The 17,660-nt window shown below is 75.3% G+C and carries 13 protein-coding genes; 3 read left to right on the top strand and 10 right to left on the bottom strand.

Features of this window, described 5'->3' with window-relative positions; genetic code table 11:
• Positions 1-4: 4 nt before the first annotated feature.
• From E8D34_RS05030 to bfr, 3 genes are all read left to right on the top strand, one after another.
• The gene (locus tag E8D34_RS05030; RefSeq protein WP_206056560.1) at positions 5-1,207 is read left to right on the top strand and encodes a TSUP family transporter; all 1,203 of its coding nucleotides are present in this window, start codon (positions 5-7) and stop codon (positions 1,205-1,207) included.
• A 122-nt stretch (positions 1,208-1,329) separates the two neighbouring features.
• Positions 1,330-1,533, top strand: coding sequence for a (2Fe-2S)-binding protein (locus E8D34_RS05025; protein WP_136593511.1), 204 nt, complete (start codon positions 1,330-1,332; stop codon positions 1,531-1,533).
• Positions 1,520-2,005 (top strand): bacterioferritin, encoded by a 486-nt coding sequence (gene bfr, locus E8D34_RS05020; RefSeq protein ID WP_136593510.1) that lies wholly within the window; start codon positions 1,520-1,522, stop codon positions 2,003-2,005. The genes E8D34_RS05025 and bfr overlap by 14 nt, the downstream gene beginning before the upstream one ends.
• A gap of 26 nt (positions 2,006-2,031) precedes the next feature.
• Here bfr and E8D34_RS21030 read toward each other — a convergent pair whose 3' ends face one another.
• The 10 genes from E8D34_RS21030 to E8D34_RS04965 form a co-directional block, all read right to left on the bottom strand.
• Complete coding sequence (locus tag E8D34_RS21030; protein ID WP_206056559.1) at positions 2,032-5,295, bottom strand: DUF4157 domain-containing protein; 3,264 nt, start codon at positions 5,293-5,295, stop codon at positions 2,032-2,034.
• Positions 5,296-5,447: 152 nt separating this feature from the next.
• The gene (locus E8D34_RS05005) at positions 5,448-6,779 is read right to left on the bottom strand and encodes a DUF6519 domain-containing protein (protein ID WP_136593509.1); all 1,332 of its coding nucleotides are present in this window, start codon (positions 6,777-6,779) and stop codon (positions 5,448-5,450) included.
• Between the two features lie 9 nt (positions 6,780-6,788).
• Positions 6,789-9,218 (bottom strand): hypothetical protein, encoded by a 2,430-nt coding sequence (locus E8D34_RS05000; protein ID WP_136593508.1) that lies wholly within the window; start codon positions 9,216-9,218, stop codon positions 6,789-6,791.
• Positions 9,215-12,070, bottom strand: coding sequence for a putative baseplate assembly protein (locus E8D34_RS04995; protein WP_206056558.1), 2,856 nt, complete (start codon positions 12,068-12,070; stop codon positions 9,215-9,217). The genes E8D34_RS05000 and E8D34_RS04995 overlap by 4 nt, the downstream gene beginning before the upstream one ends.
• A 242-nt stretch (positions 12,071-12,312) precedes the next feature.
• Complete coding sequence (locus E8D34_RS04990; protein ID WP_136593506.1) at positions 12,313-14,952, bottom strand: putative baseplate assembly protein; 2,640 nt, start codon at positions 14,950-14,952, stop codon at positions 12,313-12,315.
• The gene (locus E8D34_RS04985; protein ID WP_136593505.1) at positions 14,949-15,317 is read right to left on the bottom strand and encodes a GPW/gp25 family protein; all 369 of its coding nucleotides are present in this window, start codon (positions 15,315-15,317) and stop codon (positions 14,949-14,951) included. The genes E8D34_RS04990 and E8D34_RS04985 overlap by 4 nt, the downstream gene beginning before the upstream one ends.
• Positions 15,318-15,326: 9 nt before the next feature.
• Positions 15,327-15,650 carry a hypothetical protein gene (locus tag E8D34_RS04980; protein ID WP_136593504.1) on the bottom strand — a complete coding sequence of 108 codons (324 nt, stop codon included), beginning with the start codon at positions 15,648-15,650 and terminating at the stop codon, positions 15,327-15,329.
• Entirely contained in the window at positions 15,650-16,192 is a 543-nt protein-coding gene (locus E8D34_RS04975) for a phage baseplate assembly protein V (protein ID WP_136593503.1), read from the bottom strand. The genes E8D34_RS04980 and E8D34_RS04975 overlap by 1 nt, the downstream gene beginning before the upstream one ends.
• The gene (locus tag E8D34_RS04970) at positions 16,189-17,328 is read right to left on the bottom strand and encodes a hypothetical protein (RefSeq protein ID WP_136593502.1); all 1,140 of its coding nucleotides are present in this window, start codon (positions 17,326-17,328) and stop codon (positions 16,189-16,191) included. Before E8D34_RS04970 ends, E8D34_RS04975 begins: the two co-directional genes overlap by 4 nt.
• Positions 17,325-17,660, bottom strand: a complete 336-nt coding sequence (locus tag E8D34_RS04965) for a LysM domain-containing protein (RefSeq protein ID WP_136593501.1) — start codon at positions 17,658-17,660, stop codon at positions 17,325-17,327. Before E8D34_RS04965 ends, E8D34_RS04970 begins: the two co-directional genes overlap by 4 nt.

Genomic DNA, 17,660 nt, shown 5'->3' with positions numbered 1-17,660 from the left:
CGGCGTGCTCGACGCGACCCTGCTCGAGGCGGTCCTGCTCGGCCTCGCCATCGGCGCCGTCCTGGGCGGCCTGGGCGGCGGCGGCGCGATCCTGACCGTGCCGGCGCTGGTCTACCTGCTCGACCAGCCGGCCGCCGCGGCGACCACCGGCAGCCTCGTGATCGTCGGAGCCTCCGCGCTGACCGGCGTCGCCTCCTACGTGGCCAGCCGCCAGGTGCAGTGGCGGGTCGGCCTGACCTTCGGCCTGATCGGACTGCCCGGCGCCTGGATCGGCAGCCGGCTCAACCACACCGTGGACGAGAACGTCCTGCTGCTCGGCTTCTCCGCGCTGATGGTCCTCGCCGCGGCGGCGATGATCTCCGACCGGGTCGGCGGCCGCCGACGGGGCGCCCCCGAGCCGAGCGCACCGCGCCCGGGCGACGGCGGGGGCGTCGCCACCCTCGCCCGCACCGGGCAGTCCACCCGCACCTCCGCCTCACCGCTGGCCGTCGGCGCGACCGCGCTCGGCGTCGGCCTGCTGACCGGCTTCTTCGGCGTCGGCGGCGGCTTCGTGATCGTGCCCGCGCTGGTGCTCGTCCTCGGCCTGGAGCTGCCGATCGCGGTCGGCACGTCGCTGATGATCGTGGCGATCAACTCCGGCACCTCGCTGGTGTCGCGGATCGGCGGACCGGCCATCGACTGGCAGGTCGTCGTGCCGTTCGCGCTCGCCGCCATGGTGGCCTCGGTGCTCGGCAAGCAGGTGGCCTCGCGGCTGCCCGCCCGCCAGCTCGCCCTGGGCTTCGCCGCCCTGCTGGTCGCGGTCGCCGGCTACACCGCCTGGCAGAGCGTCGACGCGCTCACCGCGGACGGCGGCGGCAGCAGCACCAGCAGCGCCGTGTCGGCACCGGCCGCCGCCGACCCGACCGCGATCGTGGCACCGGCCGAGGCGGCCGCGACCCTCGACGCGGGGGCGGTCGCGATCGACGTGCGGACGCCGGAGGAGTACGCCGCGGGCCACCTGGCCGGCGCCGTGAACCTCGACGTCAGCGGGCCGGGCTTCGAGGCCGGCCTGGCGAGGTTGGACCGGGAGGCGTCGTACGTCGTCTACTGCGCCTCGGGCAACCGGGCCGGCGGCGCGGTCGCGCGGATGGTCGAGCTGGGCTTCACCGACGTGGTCAACGGCGGCGGCTTCGTCGACCTGGCCGCCGCGGGCGTCCCGACCGCCTGACGCGCGAGCCGGCGGGAGTGCCGGCCGACACCGCACGATGTGACCTACGTCGCAACGATTTGGTGGGCGAGCGAGGCGAGGTTACCCTTACCTCACTTCCCGCCTCGTTCCCTGGAGAGCCCGTGATCGTCTGCCACTGTCGCGTCGTCAGCGACCGCGACGTCTCCGCGGCGATCAGCGACGGCGCCCGGACCACGGCGGCCGTCTGCCGCCGTACCGGCGCCGCCCAGGACTGCGGGACGTGCATCTTCACAGTGAAGGCGCTCGTGTGCCAGCATCAGGAGGTCGAACAGACCATCCTGGAGGTCGAAGGTGCAGCCAGTTGATTCCCGTGTCGTCGACCTGCTGAACGACGCGCTGACGTTCGAGCTCACCGTCACCAACACCTACTTCCTGCACGCCCGGATGCTCGAGAACTGGGGCCTGGGCAAGCTCGGCAAGGTCTTCTACGACCTGTCGATCGACGAGATGCGCGACGCCGACGACCTGATCAACCGGATCCTGCTCTTCGACGGGCACCCGAACCTGCAGAAGCTGAACGCGATCACCGTCGGCGAGACCGCCGAGGAGATGCTGCACCTCGCGCTGGTCAGCGAGCGCGCCGCGGTGGCCCAGTTCAACTCGTCCGCCCAGGAGTGCCACGACCTCGGCGACCACGGCACCGCCAGCGTCTTCGAGGAGATGGTGCTGGACGAGGAGAAGCACGCCGACTGGTTCGAGAGCCAGCTCGACGCGATCGAGCGGGTCGGCCTGCAGCAGTACCTGGCGCAGCAGATCGAGCCCGGCGGCCCCGAGTAGTCGCCGGCCCGTGGTCGCCGGCCCGTTCAGCGCTTCCGCTTCCCGCGGCGCAGCTGCACGAGCTCGTCGTTCACGAACCAGGGGTCGAGCGTCCCGGTGGGGGTCCGGACCTTGCTGGAGCCGAGGATCTTGATCCCGGTGGCGGTGATCTCGACCTTGACCGTGGCCTCCCACGGCACGCCGTTGCGCTTGCCCCACGCCGGCGCGGTGTCGATGACGGCCCCCACCTTCTCGTCCTTGGGGGTGCTCACCCGGATGGCCTGGCGCGGCAGGCCCTGGAACTTGCGGTCCTTGGGGTCGACCGGCTTCGGCGGCGGCGCGGCCGGGGCCGGCGTCTTCGGCGGGGCCGTGGACGCCTCGGCGCCCTCGTCCTTCGTGGCGCCGGCCTTCTCCGCGTCGTCCCCCTTGCCCCCCTTGCCGCGCAGGCCCTTGATCCCGGCGTCGAGGTCGGCCAGCAGCTGATCCAGCGACTCGGCACGGCCGCTGATCTGCTTCTTCAGCTCCGCCAGCTCGGCGTCGGTGGCCTTCGCGTCCGCCAGCTTCTTGAGGATGGCCCCGACCGCCTTGTCGTCGGCGTGCACCCCCTTCCCGGTGCCGGTGACCAGCAGGGCGACCACCAGGTCCTTGGTCGCCTGTCCGGCGGCGTCGAGGCGCTTGCGGGTCTCCTCGCTGACCTTCTTCAGGTGCTCGTCGTCGACCTTGGGCGGCTCCTCGGCCTTCCCGCCCGGCTTCTCCGTCGGCTTGGCGAGGCCCTCGCCGGCGCCCTCCTTGCCCTGCTCGGCGCCGCCGCTGCCGCCGGTGCCCACCTTGGTGACCTTCAGCTTCTGGCCGGACAGCGTGACCGGCTTGTCGGAGGCGGCCACGGTGGCTCCGGGCGGGAGGTCGATCTCGATCTGTGAGTCGCTGATGGTGGTCTCCCCGCCGAGCACCACCTTGCCGCCCTTGATCACCCCGCCGTGCTTGATGGTGATGGTGGTGTTCTTCAGCTTCGTCTTGAACGCGACGGTGACCGGCGTCCCGTCGCCGGTCACCGAGCCGGTGATGGTGACGTTCTCGGTCTGGATCTCGGCGGTCCCCGACACGTTGGGGACCCCCGTGGTGGTGACGTCGATCTTGGTGTCCTTCAGCTCGCCCGCGGCGGCACCCCCCTTGTTGCCCTTGGACTTGATGTCGGTGTCGCCCTTCAGGTCGGCCTCCGGCTTGCCCAGCCCGAACTCGATGGTGCCGCCCTTGGCGACGTGGTCGGCCATGGCCAGCGCGTCGCTGGCGACCAGGACGATGCTCAGGAACGGCACGGCCCGCGAGAGGACCTTGCCGGCGACCTTCTTGGCGACCCCCTTGGCGACCCCCTTGGCCGCCTTCTTCTCGGCCTGCTTCAGCAGCTGCTTCTCCGCCTGCTTCTCCAGGTCCTTGGCGAGCGCCTCCACGGCCTCCTTCTCGAACTTCGCGGACAGCTGGCGGCTGCCGAGCTTGACCCCGTTGATCCCGATCGCCTTGGCCAGCTGCGGTGCCCCCCGCTTGGCGATCTCCGCCGTCGTCGCCTGGTACGCCTTCTCCAGCGCGCGTCGCTTGGCGACCTCCCGGACCCCCACGGCTGCCGCGCTGAGGACGGCGGTGGCCACCAGCAGGTCGGTGATCCGGCTGGCGTCGTCACCCCCGCGGGCCGCCGCGGGCTGGTCGCCCGGCTGCTGCCCCGGCGCGCGCACCGGGGGCACCACGGGCTGGTCGCCCGGCTGGTCGGCGGGCTGCTTGCCCGGCACGCGGGGCTGCTCCCCCGGCTCCCGGACATCCTCCTCGTCGCCCTCCTGCCGGAGCCGTTGGTCCGTCGACCGGCGCTTGGTCGCGTCGGCGGCGGGCTGCGGCCTCTTGCGCTCCTCGTCGGTGTCGGAGCACCTCTTGTTGCACCCGTAGCTGGCGCCGCCCTTGCCACTGACCTCGTAGACGAGGGTGGTCGTGCCCGGCACCGCCTTGCCCCGCCGGCGGCAGGTGATCGTCCACGGCCCGCCGGCGACGTACTCGGTGCCCGGTGTGCCGTCCTTGTTGACCGCGACGTCCAGCCCGTCGAACGCTGCGGTGAAGGTGGTGTTCAACCGGTTCTGGACGCTGTTGTAGAAGGTCCAGGCCCGCCACCGGCCGGGGTTGGTGCCGGTCGCGCCGACGTCCAGCAGCAGCTGGCGTGCCGCGGCGTTGGGCTTCTGCTTCTCCCCGACCCGCAGCCCGCCGGCCTTGGCGAGCCCCTTCGACACCGCGACGAAGTCGGCGGCGATCCCGGACAGGGCGACCCGGTAGCCCTCGGCCTCGGCATCGGCCAGGGCACAGCCGCCGCCCAGGCTGCTGCGCGCCTTCACCTCGACGATCTCCACCTGGAGGCTGGAGCCCTGGGTCACCTTCAGCCCGTCCACGAAGCCGTGCGCGGTGCTCTTGGCCGACGCCGGCACCGTCACCCGGGGCAGGAACCGTCCGCCGAACCGCTGCTGCATGTTATCCACGACGACGTCGCCGATGTCGTGGACCTGCTTGCCGCCGGACGGGTCGGTGAGGGTGATCTTGCCCAGCGAGGGCGCCGCGTAGCATCCGGTCGGCTTCCCGTCGTGGCCGCAGGCACGCTGCACGGCGCCGCTCACGGCACCCGCGGCCAGCGCCGGGTTGCGGGCCTGCTGGACGACGTGGGTCAGCTCGTGGGCCAGCAGCGCCCGCCCGGAGCCGGTGTCCGCCGCGGGTTCCGCGAGCACCACGTGCTGCCCGACCGTGTACGCCGAGGCCTGGATCGAGCGGGCGGCGCGGCCGGCCGCGGGGCCGGTGTGGATCCGCACGCCGGAGAAGTCCGGCCGCGGCCCGGAGGTCGCCGCGGGGCCGGAGGCGACCTCGCGGGCCAGGGCGTCGGCCTGCCGCTCGGACGGGTCGCCCGGCGCGCTGACGCGGGAGCGCCCCGGGGACGGTGCCGGCGTGATCGCGTCGAGGCGACCGGCGAAGCCCTCCTCCAGCCGCGAGCGCAGCCCCTCGGGGATCGCCGCGCCGGGCTCGCGGAGCACCGCACCGACCTCGGCCGGCAGCGCCTCCGGCGGCGGGCCGCCGCCGTGCCGGTCAAGCCGGGCGACGTCCTCGGGTGCGGCGGTGTGGCACGGGCAGGGCTCGGGGGCGCCGTTGCAGCGCTGCACCAGCGCCGCTCCCTGCTCCGGGGCGCGCTGCACCGGCGGCTCGTCGTGCGCCGCGCAGCCGGTCCCGCAGCGCTGCACCAACGACTCGTCGGCCTGCGGCGGGCCGCCGCACCGCTGGACGAGCGCGGGCATCGCGCGGCCGGTCGGAACGCCGACCAACGACTCCCCGACCGGTCGACCGCTCGACGCCACGGCGCGCCGCGGCGCGGGGTGCGCCGGCGACCGCCGGCGTCCGTGCCCCGCCGCACGCGCCGGGTCGACGGTCCGCGCGGAGCGCTGCCCGGTCATCGGCACCTGGCGAGCGCTGTGAAGAAGCGGCGCATGTCCGTGACCTTCCCGTCGGCCCCGACGGCGGCGAGCGGCGCGTAGTGGTGCTCGACGCCCTGGGGACCGACGGCGTCCGGCTCGCCCCGGGTGCGCGGCCAGACGATGTCGCCGGTGGCCACCCGCGCCGGGATCGTCCAGTAGTCGCCGACCCGGTAGCGGGTCGCGACAGCGTCGTCCACGGGCGGGAGGAACTGGACCGAGATGCCGTCCTCGAGGGCCACCCGCCCACTCTCCTCCTCACCCTCGACGACGTCGAGCGCGCCGGCGTGCAGCGTGGTCCCGGTGCGCCGGCGGGCGTCCCAGCGGCGCACCACCGGGTGGGCGAGGAGCCGTGGGTCGGCCGGCACCGTGCCGCTGGCGTCGGCGTAGCTGACCAGCCCCCCGTCCACCGCGGTCACCCGGACCCGGGGGCCCGGCACGCCGGCCAGCTCCAGCTCGTCCCAGGTGAGCTCCAGCCAGTCGTCGGGGGCGAAGCCGAGGACCCGGTCGCGCATCCCGGCGACCACGAGCCGGTCGCCGTCGGTGGCGAGCCAGGACGCGGTGACCGATCCGTTCTCGCGCGACCAGAGGAACCGGGCGGCCCCCTCGCCGTCGACGTCGGTGATCTCGACGCGGTAGAGCTGGTTCTCCACCCCGCGGTAGCCGGAGTCCGGAGCCGCCAGGCACGGGTCGTCGTCCTCCTCCGCCCGCCCCGCCCAGGCCCGGAGCCGCGGCCGGGCGCCGACCAGGCCCGCTCGCCACTCCTCCACCGGGAACTTCTGGCACCCGACGAGCAGGTCGGGGTCGACCGTCGCCGCCCGGACCTGCCAGACGATCTGCGCCACGGAGACCGTGTCCGGGCCGCCGAGGCCGACCTCGCGCAGGCCGTCGTCCTGGACGGCGTCGACGTGGCGCTCCCAGACGTCGAGGTAGACCAGGTACGGCGGCTCCGGCAGTGCCGGAGGCTCGGAGCGGTCCGGCCACGGGGGGTAGGGCTGCCGGCGCCACGTCAGCGGCTCCGTGTCGGGGCGCGGCGCGACCGCCACCCGGATCCCGTCGACGTAGTAGACGCCGACGCCGATGGCGAGGTCCGGGTCGCCGTCCACGTCCGCGAGGCCCACCGCGAAGCCCAGCTCCGAAGCGGGACCGCCGTGGGGACCGATCAGGTCGGCGGCGAGGTGGCGCTGAGCGCTCAGCAGCACCGCGCCGGCGGCGTTCCAGTCGGCATCGAGGAGGACCCGGCCCTGCTGCTGGAGCACGCGGCTGGCGCCGGGCGCCTCGATGATCAGCTGTGAGAAGTTCCCGTGCATGGCGTCCTCCTAGGGCGTCCGTCCCGTGTTGGTGCCCTCGGCGGGGCCGATCGGGTGGCCGGCCGGCGGACCGGTCGGGCGGGTCCACCGGTCGGCGAGGAGCACCGCGCTCTCGCTGCGGGCCGGCGTGTACTCGGCCAGGCGCGCGCTGAGCGCGGCCAGCCGCTGCGGCTGGTAGAGGTCGTGGTGAGCGCCGATCTCCGACTCGTCGTCCGCCCCACGGAGGATCTCGACGGCGCAGTCCTCGGCGAGGCGGGCGTAGTCGGGGCGGCCGTACCTGAGTCCGTCGAAGCGCGGCACCACCCGGAGCCGGGCCTCGGCGGCGCGGGCGTCCTGCTCGTCCCGCGTCCCGCCGTCACCTGCGGCCGCGGCGCGCGCCGCCGCCTCGGCCAGGTTGGGCTGGCAGCGATGCCGGCGCGGGGTGCGTGATCCCGGCGCGACCCAGCAGTAGCGCAGGCACCCGAACTGGCGGCGGGCCACCCGCACCCGACCGAGGAGCAGGGTGTTCTCGGCCAGCGCGATCGCGTGGGCCTGCACCTGGCCCACCACCGTGCAGTCGCGCAGCGTGAGCACGGCGTGCGCCAGCGGCCAGTTGGGCGCGCCCACCGCCTCGCGCTCGAGCGAGGTCGCGTCCAGCACCGAGTCGCAGATGGTCACCCGGACCGGGTCGCTGGTGACCTCGTCGGCGAACACCTGGATCGAGCCGAGGATGCTGCGCTCGACCAGGATCGGTCCCCGGCACCGGTAGAGCTCCAGGCTCGGCTCGGCCGGGCGGGTCGGCTCGCAGTCGGCGCGCAGGCCCCAGCCCGGCACCAGGGTGCAGTCGCGGATCTCCACCCGCTGCAGGGGCCCCTCGACATGCACGGCCCGCCCGGTGACCAGCAGGCCGTCGAGTCGTACGCAGCCACCGGGCTGCGGCGCGTGAGGCTCGGCGGCGTCGTCGGCCCGACCAGCACCCTCACCCTCACCAGCACCCTCACCAGCACCCTCACCAGCACCCTCACCAGCACCCTCACCAGCACCCTCACCAGCACCCTCACCAGCACCGTCGCCGTGGCCCGCGTCGTGCTCCAGGGTCGCGATCCGGAGCGCGTCCGGCGCGTTGCGGGTGCGGTCGAGCAGGCGGATCACCGGCCGGACCCGCTGGCCGGCCCGGATCTCCACGCTCTCCCCGCGGCGGACCAGGACCTCCAGGCTCTCGACGTACTCCTCGCTGTCGAGGATCTCCACCACGCAGGTGGGCTGGCGCTCGCGGACCCGCGCCCACCGCTCCAGCGCCTCCCCGATGCTGCGCACCGACCCCGAGGGGTAGGGGCGGGTGAGGCTCACCGTCTGGTGGAAGGTGTCCGGGCCGGGCGTGCGCAGCCGGCGCGGGTAGGGACCGCCGCCGATGTCGGCCGGGACGCCGTAGGAGTAGGAGACCCACAGCCCGTGCGGCGCGTGACCGGGTGGGAAGGCCACCCGCCCCAGCTCCGGGTCGACGGCCACGGTGCCGGGCAGCGGACGGTAGCTCCAGTCGGTGAGGTCGGCGGCGACCAGCCGCTCCACCGGGACCGGCTGGCGGGCCACGCCGGACCCCCGCCGCACGCCGACCTCGAGGTGGAGGTCGAGGTCGCTGCCGTAGACGGCCGCCGGGTCCGCGGCGAGCGCCCGGCGGCGCAGCGGGACCGGCAGGTCGGCCTCGCCGGCGACCGTCTCCGCCGCCTCGGGGTCGGGCGCCGGCCGCCGCCAGATCGGCGCGTCGTTGCCGAGCACGCTGACGGTGAAGGCGCTCGGGCCGACCTCCTCCAGGCACGCCGCCGGGGACGAGACCAGCCGGTGCGCGCGGGTGCGCCAGGCCCAGAGCCCGACCGCCTCGACGTTGAGGAGACCGGGCTGCCGGTGGCTGGAGATCCGGCGCAGGTCGGCGACGTGGGCGATCCGGTCGAAGGGACCACCGAGCAGCTCCACGGCGTCGACGTCGTGCAGGTCCACGGCGCGGCCGCGGTCGGGGTACTCGAAGTCGAGGTGGGCGCTGACCACGAGCAGCCGGGCGAACTCGACGGCACGGGCCGGCCAGCCGGCGACGTCGCGACCCAGCTCCTCGAGGAGCGCGAGGGTGCCCTTGCGGCGCAGTGAGCGGACCAGGTGGGCGACCTCGGCCCGTGGCGCGAGCACGCGGGCCAGCTCCGGGCGGGTCGCGACCCCGTCGCCGCCGGCGGCGACCGGCCGGTAGCCGACCAGGTCGCCCAGGTAGGGCACCACCCAGTCGTCGGCCGTCTCCACGAACCAGTTGTCGTAGAGGGCCTCGAGGTCCGCCTCGACCACCTCCACCTGCTCGGTCACCACCCGGAGCAGGTCGCGCAGCGGGTGCCCGGCCAGCTCGTCCCGGGCCCGGTGCACGGCGGGCAGCAGGGCGTAGAGGCGGTCGGGTCCGAGGTCGGGTCGCTCGTCGTTCATCGCCGCTCCTCCAGGACCAGGGTGTCGGGTGCGTCGGGGCTGAGCAGCACCAGCTCGGCGGGGACGACCCCGCCGGCCGCGGAGCGGTCACTGCGAGCCGGGTGCGCCCGCACCACCCGCGCCCGACCCAGCCCGGCGGTCGGGTCCTCGGCGACCAGGGCCGCCTCGTCGACGGCGCCGAAGAGGCCGAGGTCGACCGAGGCGACGCCGGGCACGGCGGCCATCGTCGCGAGCACGGCGGAGGCAGGCACCGACCGGAGGATCCGCTGGGCGGTGGGGCCGAAGCGCGCGAGCAGCGCGGCACGCACGGCCGGTTCGAGATCCTCCCAGCGGCGGTCGGCCGCCACCCGGACCCCCGCGGCCACCACCAGGAGCCTGAGCCGGCGTACCGCCACCACCACCTCGAGATCGGGGTCGCCCAGCTCGAGCAGGGCGCCCCGCAACCCGGCGACCAGGTCGGAGGAGGCGTCGATCGGCTCGTCGTCGATCCCGGCGACGGTCACGTGGACGACGCGGCGCCGACCGTCGGTCAGCTCGGAGGCCGTCGCGCTGCCGATGCCGGCGAAGCCGAGCGCGAGGTCGGCGTAGTCCTGGACCGAGACCAGCCGGTCGAGGGCGCGAACGCTGACCGGCGTCCGCTCCCGCAGGTCCGCGTCGGCCTCGGGGTCCGCGCCGCCGGTCGCCGGCACCGGGTTGGTCACCTCCGTCACGCCGAGCGGCCGCGACGTCGCCGTGGTCACGGTGCCGGCCGCGGTGTTGCCGGAACGGCCCTGCCCCGTGCGATAGCGGGCCACGATGTTCTCGCTGCCGGTCGGCGGCCGCAGCCCGTGCACCCCGTCACCGAAGACCACCCGCACCGCGCCGTCCGCAGCGTGGACGACCTGGTAGCAGCGCTCGGCGGGGCCGGCGTCGCCGAGGTCGGGCACCTCGGCCCAGCGCACGCCGTCGACGAAGACCTCCAGCGTGCTGCGGGCACCCGCCGCGGTCGCGGCCGGGAGGTGGGTCAGCGGTGGCCGCTTGAGGGGGAGGGCCAGCCAGGCGCGCGTGGCGTCCCCGGAGCCGAGCACCTCCTGGACCGACTCCCCCTGACTGGCGCGCACGACGTTGCCGTGCACCCGGACCGTCGCGCGCCGGTAGGTGTACGCGAGCGGCGCGGCGAGCCGCAGGTAGGTGTGGTTCGCGTCCCCCGGCAACGGTCGCGGCGCCCCCTGCCCGCCCTCGCCCCCGGCAGCTCCGGCATCTCCCCCCTCGTCCGGGGGGTCGGCGGGCAGCAGCGCCGGGTGGTGGTCGACGGCGGCGATCATCGCCAGCTCCGCCCCCGGTACGCCGGTGGCCGGCCCCTCCGGGTCCGGTCGCCCCGGCCCCCGGACCGCGGCACGGGCCCCCCGCCCCTGCACCACCCGCAGGGCGGCGTCCGTGCGCTCCCCGGCGACCACGACGAAGCGCCCCGGCTCGAGGTCGGGATAGAGCCCGTCGAGCTCGAGCTCGTCGCCGCCCACGTCCTCGGCGTCGATCGACTCCTCGGCCGCCGCGAGGTCGGCGGGCGCGGCCAGCACGGTGGTGCCCCGCAGCACCGTCGCCAGGCTCGGCCCGTGGTCGCCGTCGTCCTCGGGCCAGTCGGCATCGATCTCGACGCGGGTGGCCTGACCGGTGATCCCCAGCGCGCTCGCCGAGACCTGCCGCACGTCGCGGACGGTGCGGTAGGCCACCGGCGGCGCCAGGCGGTCGTTCACCAGGGCGAGCGCACCGCCGGGACGGATCTGGTCCTGCGCGCCGTCCAGCAGCAGCACCCGGCGGGCGGGGAAGTCCGGCGGCTCGAGCGCCTCCCCGTCGGCGGCGAGCTCGACCTCGCCGTGGTCGGCGACCGGCAGCGGGGTGACCAGCGGATCGGTGAAGCCGACCACCGCGCCGGACCGGTAGCGGGGCAGCAGCGGGGCCTGGTGCCCGAAGAGCCCGGTCCGCACGGTCCAGTGCGACAGTGCGGCGGGATCGGGATCGACGCTGAGCGAACCGGCCAGTGCCCGTGCGAGCGCGGCACGGACCGCCGGAACCGCGACCCCCAGCAGGCGGAGCACGCCGTCGGAGCCGGCGGCCAGCAGCGCGCGTGGATCACGCTCCAGCGCCCGGGCGGTGGGCGGCGGCACCGAGGGCGGCACACGCAGCGCGTCCACCAGCAGGCCGAGCCGGGTGCCGTCCTTGCCGCGGACCCGCGAGGTCAGCACCCGCCCGAACGGCGGCTGCGCGTCACCGACCCCGTCGGCGTACCGGGTGCGGATGCCGAGCACGGTGCGGTCCCCCTGCACCTGCGCGGAGGTGACCTCCACCAGCGCCCGCGCCGTGGCGCCGGCGAACCGGACGTCCAGCATCGCTCCGGGCCGGACCTGCGGCTGCGCGCCCGCCAGGTCCAGGGTCTCCCGAGCGGCGAAGGTGTCCGCGGTCAGGTACGGCGGCCGCCGGCGGCGGACCGGCAGCAGGTTGGCGTCGGTGCGGGCCAGCAGCGGCTCGGCGGTCTCGAAGGTGGCCGGCAGCGCGCCCGGCTCGGGCACCGACTGGGCCCGGGTGCCGGCCGGGACGGTGACCGTCGTGCCCGGCGCGACGGTGTAGGCGAGGTGCGTGGTGGCGCCCAGGCCCGGCCGGGGCCGGTAGCCGACGAGCGCGGCGAGGTCGACGAGCGAGGAGCGCTCGGTGGCGGTCCGCAGATAGCCCTCCTGCGCGATCCGCTCGGTGTAGAACGAGACGACGTCGGCGATCGCGGCCCAGCCGTCGAGCAGGGCCATCGAGAGGTCGCCTCCGTCGCGGGTGCGGAACCCCGCCAGCCCCGGCCGGTCGGCACGCGTCAGGCCGGCCACCATGCTGTCGAGGAACTGGCCGTGGACGCCGACCCGGTAGTCGATCCGGGACAGACCGGGCCGGTTCCAGATCGGCTGCGGCGTGGCGGGCGCGGTGCCGCGGCAGCAGTCCGCACCGCGGCGGGGGTCGTGACAGGCGCCCCCGCAGCCGGCGCCGCCACCGGCGCAACCACCGGCGCAACCACCGCACCCGCCGCACCCGCCGCACCCGCCGCACCCGCCGCACCCGCCGCACCCGCCGCAGCTCATCGTCCACCGACCAGGTCGAGGCTGAGCGCTCCGAGGTCGGGCGCGGACGGGTCGTTCCCGACCCGCGGCACCTCGTCGGGGGCGAAGCGCAGGAGGCCCGTGGTGGCGGCGACGTCCTCGCCGCTGTCGACGCGGCGCAGCGCGGTCACGGTCACCGACTCCACGCCCGCCACCGCCGCGGCGGTCGCGACCAGGGAGCTGACGCTCACCTCGGTCCCGAAGGTGACCGCGTCGGGGTGGAACATGCCGGGCCTCCCGTCCGCGCCGCGGCGCTCGCCCAATCGGTCCCGCAGGACCCGGGCGACGTCGGCTCGGCGGTGGTGGGCGAGCACGCAGACCGCGAGCCCGATGTCGAGGCCGACCGCCCGCGCCGGGGTGACCCGGAGGTCGTGGGCCACCCGGCGGTACCGCTCGAGCCGCCGCTGGACCCGGGCCAGCAGGTCGGGGTCCGGCACACCGGTCACGCGAGCGTCCAGGGCCACCCGCGCCTCGTACCAGCTGCCGTTCCAGCGCAGCTCGGCGCCGGCTGCCTGCAGCTCGGCCGAGAAGTCGCGCGCGGCGAGCTCGGCGTAGTCCTCGGCGGTGACCGCCCGACGGCGGTCCCGCCGGTACGCCGTCGGGGCCAGCCGGCGCACCTCGGCGACCGACTCCGGCTCGTGGCCGCCGGTGGCCGGCAACGGATTGGTCAACCGCAGCCGCGCCCCGGCCAGCCGGGACGGGTGCACGATCCGGGTCACGCTGCCGGCGCCGACGTTCCCGGCCGTTCCGTTGCCGACCCGGTAGCGCGCGGCGAGACCGCGCCCCGGCTCGGGGGCGCGGCCCAGCACGTCGTCGCCGAAGCGCAGCCGGGCCACCTGCTCGTCGTCGACCTCGACCACCAGGTGCGCGTCGTCGGGACCGCTGGCCAGCAGGTCCGGTACGACGGTCCAGGTCATCGCGCCGTCGTGCACCTCCAGGCAGGGCTCCGCGACGCGCGGGTCGCGGGGCAGCGGCGCGGCGGCCGGGCCATCGGTCGCGACCGGGGCCCGATGGGTGAGCGGTAAGCGACCCAGACGGGGCCGGAACCTGCCGGCGGTCAGCGTGGGCGGGTCCGGGCACCCGTCCGCACAGGGCTCCTGCCGGGTCAGCACCGGCACCTCGCCGAGCTGCTCCTCGACGGTCCGGCCGGCGTCGACCAGCACCACGTTGGCCCGCGCGACGCTGAGCCCGGAGAGCGGGGCGCACTGCGGGGGCGGGCCCACCGCGGAGAGGCAGAGGTCGAAGGGCAGCGCGTCCGCCTCGGCCCAGGCGACCTCGACGTACGCGGTCCCGGTGAGCGGGTCGACGCCGGTCTCGACCGCGGTGAGCCGCACCGCGTGCCGGTGGCAGGGATCGGCGTCCTCCCGCTGCCCGGTGCCGGGGTCGCGGACCTCCTCGAACAGCACCACGTCGCCCGGCGCGAGCCGCAGGGCGCCACCGCCGTCCGCCCGCTCGTCCGGCGCCACCCCGTCGGCCACCCCGTCGGCCACCCCGTCGGCCGCCACGTCGGCCGCGACGTCGGCCACCTCGTCGGCCGGGTCGGCGGCCGGGTCGGCGGCCGGATCGGCGCCGTCGACCTCCGGCGCGGGGACCGGATCGACCAGGGTGGCGCGCGTCGACCCGGCCGGGAGGCAGCACTCGCTGTCGCCCCAGGTGTGGAGCGCGATCTCGCTGCGGGCGGCGAGCACCTCGATCGGGCCCGGGACCGACGGCTCGAACCAGACCACCGAGCCCTCCGGCAGCTCGGCCGCCTCGGCGGCGGTCAGCAGCGTCCGCTCGGCCCCGGCGAGACCGTGCCGGGGGGTGGTGAGGAACGCCGTGCCCGGCTCCAGCACCAGGTCTGTGTCGCTGTCGATCGAGACCCAGGTCCAGGCGGTGCAGCCCTCGTGCATCCGGTAGTCCACCAGGCGCGCGTGGCGGCGTACCGACGTGCGCAGCCGGGCGGTGCGCAGGTACGCCTCGGTGGCGACGGCGTCCTGCTCGTAGGCCAGGTGGTCGCCGACGTAGGCGAGGATCTCGAGCAGCGTCACCTGGAGGTCGGGGGCGTGGCGCTCGACCCAGCCGGGCGCCGTCAGCGCCCACCTGTCGAGCAGGAGGGCGCGCAGCCCGGCGTAGTCCCGGCCCAGGTAGCGCAGCTCGGCGGCCGGCCACCGCTGTGGTTCCGCAGGCGGGCAGAGGCAGTCCAGGTCGCTGGGGCAGTCGATCGTGAAGTCGAGCGGGAGCCGCCGGTAGCGCGGGTCGAAGCCAGGATGCGGCCGATCGGTCGGCCGGCCGCGTTCGTCGGCCTCGACCACCTCGAGGTGGTAGCAGGAGGTGTCGCCCGGCCGGTCCAGGTCGATCCGCAGGCAGTCGTCGCGCTCGGGGTCCTCGCTGCGACACACCTCGATCCCGGTCACCGCGATGTCCCGCACCCGCCGGCCGCCGGTGATCCGGAGATTGCCGAGGCTCAACTCCGGGGCGCGGTCGAGAAAGTAGACCGTCAGCCGCCGCTGGTCGCGGGAGACCTCCAGGTAGTCCAACCCGTTCAGGGCGGGGTCGGCGCGGACCAGGTCACGGCGCGACTCGCTGCGGCAGACCTGCTGCTCGCCGGCCCGGCGGCCGATGCCCGCCCCGGTCATCCGGTCACCTCCGAGATGCTCGCCACCACGGCCTCGCCGGTGGGGCGGACCAGGTACTCCAGGTCCACCCGCAGGGTGGCGTCGTCGGCGGAGACGACCAGCCGGCGCAGGTCGACCACGTCGCCGAGCCAGGTGGTCACGGCGGCGGTCAGGGACAGCTCCAGCGCGGCGGCGCGCTCCGGGCTGTTCGGCGAGAAGACCGTCTGACCGAGGCCACCGCCGATGTCGGGACGGTTGACACGCTCGCCCGGACCGGTCAGCAGCAGCTGCTCGATCATGTCCGTCACGTGCTCGGCGTACGGCGTGGTCGCGGTGCGTCCGGCGGCGTCGAAGCCGAACGGGAAGTCGAGGTCGGTGCGCTCCATCTGCTCTCCTCAGCTCGCCGTCGCCCGGAGCTGGGCGGCCAGTGTCAGCAGCGGCGTCCCGGTGGGCGCGCACAGGGCGGTGCCGCCGAGGATGGCCAGGGGCTGCCCCGTCGAGGTCACCCGCGTCGTGCCGAGGGTCCACTGACCGGTCACGCAGGGGCCGTTGGCCGTCGGCGGCGGCGGGAGGGCGCAGCCGGTGACCCGGTAGGGCGCGGTCAGCAGGGCGGTCGGCTGTCCGGAGACGGTGACCCGCGGGTTCGTCATCGTCGGCGCGGCGGGGCCGGCGTGGGCGCAGGTCACCGTGGCGCCGAGGTGCAGCAGCGGTCCGGGCATCAGGTCACCGTCAATCCGCCGTTGTTGACGTCGACCACCGGGCCGATCAGGGTGATCTGCGCTCCGGCCGCGGTGCGCAGGTAGATGCCGCTGTCGTTGACGACGATCATCGAGCCGCCGGCGCTCCTGAGCACCACCCCACCGGTGGCCGGGGTCGGCGGGGAGTCGCTCAGCACCAGGGCGGACTGGCCGGTGGTCTGCACGACGATGTTCTGGCCGGGCGGGATCGGCGGCGGGGCGAGGGCCAGCGGCGGCACCTCCGCGGCGCTCCCCCAGAACCCGCCGGTCCAGATCGGGTAGTCGGGGTCACCCTGCTCGAACTCGACCCAGACGCCGGCGCCGACCTGCGGCACGAGGAAGACACCCTCCGCCTTGCCGGCCAGCGGGACGCAGGGCATCGCCCACGAGGAGGGCGTCAGGCCGAGAACGTCGGGCACCATCGCGGTGATCCGGCCCCGCTGCTCGGGGTCGACGTTGACCAGCACCGTGCCCCGGTACTTGCCGTAGTAGCGGCGGCCCCCCTCGCCGACGGACCCGGTCACGGGACCACCTCCGGGACGGTGGAGAGCAGGCCGTTGCGGCTCAGCGCGAACCGCTGGGTGTAGCTGCCGCGCCGCAGGCTGTGGGTGACCCGGGTGACGTAGTGCAGGCCGTCGTAGGCGGGACCGGCGCCGCGCACCCCGACCAGCTGTCGGGCCCGCAGCACCCGCCCGTAGCGCACCACGTCGAGGGTGCCCTCGCCGGTGACGGCGTCGGCGTAGTCGGCCGCCTTGGCCAGGCCGATCATGACCGCCTGCGGGATCGGCAGCTTGGACAGGTTGTCGGCCACCGGCTGCAGGTCGCCGATGCTGGTGGGCAGCGGCGGCACGAGCCCGAGGGGCGGGTTGAGCGGGGTGATCGGCGGGATCGGGATCGGGATCACCACCTTGGTCAGCTCGTTGTAGATGAAGACGGTGGGGATCTTGTTCCGGGTGCTGTCGAACCGGAACGAGAGCGAGGTGACGTTGCGGTCGGCGTCGAAGTCGGCGTTGAGCGCCGGCTGGGGTACGCCGACCTTGATCCGCGGCCCCCAGTAGGCGATGTTCGCCCCGGGCACGGGACCGGGCTCGACGTGGAAGACGTAGCCGACCCGGTCGGCGAGGGCGCGGATGTAGGCCAGGTCGGTCCCCTGCTGACTCGGCGTCGCCGAGGTCGGGATCGGCACGTCCACCAGCACGCTCGGCACGATCAGCGGCACCACGCCGTAGACGGCGTACTTGGCGAGCAGCAGGGCGACCCGCCCCTCGGCCGGCAGGGCGGGGAACGGCAGGCCGCTCCAGTCCTGCTGGTCCATCAGCACCGTCACGTCCTCCCCGGTGACCACGAGGCTGGAGTGGCCCTCGTCCCCGCCCGGGGCGACCTGGTGATCGGTGATCACCCCGTCGGCGAGCACCGTGGGGGTGCCGTTGACGGTGACCGTGACGATCACGCGGAGGAAGAGCACCGGGCCACCACCGGCGAGCAGGAACAGGGTGTGCAGCGGGGAGCGGTTGGCGAGGGTGAAGGTCAGCTGGAACAGCGTGGGCCCGGTGTCGGTGGTGGTCACCTCGACCCCGGTCAGCGCGTCCATCACGACCTGCGGCGCCGGGATCGGCACCACCGGGCCGATCATCAGGTCCAACCGGACGCCGTCGTTCACCGCGGCCCCCCGGGAGTGGGCAGCCCGGGGAACCCCGCGGGCCGGGTGATCCGCAGCCGGCGCCCGGGCCGGGCGGTGAGCGCCTCCACCCACAGCGCCCGGTTGGCGTCGGCCACCTGCCAGAACTGCTCGGGGTCGCCCAGGTGCTCGGCGGCGATCCGGTCCAACCGGTCGCCCCCGGCCACCACGTGCTCGGTGAGCGGGGCGAGCTGGTCGGGGTCGGGGCAGAACCGACGCCGCAGGTACGGCGTGGCGCGGCCGTCGGGATCGAGGTGGACGGCGACCTCGAGGCCGGCGTACCGGCTGGTCGGGGGCACCGGTGCGGTGGTCAT

Origin of the sequence: Nocardioides sp. GY 10113, assembly GCF_004919105.1 — a bacterium.
Lineage (GTDB): Bacteria > Actinomycetota > Actinomycetes > Propionibacteriales > Nocardioidaceae > Nocardioides.
The sequence above is the reverse complement of the archived record's forward strand: the minus strand, read 5'-3'. Positions and strand labels throughout refer to the sequence as shown.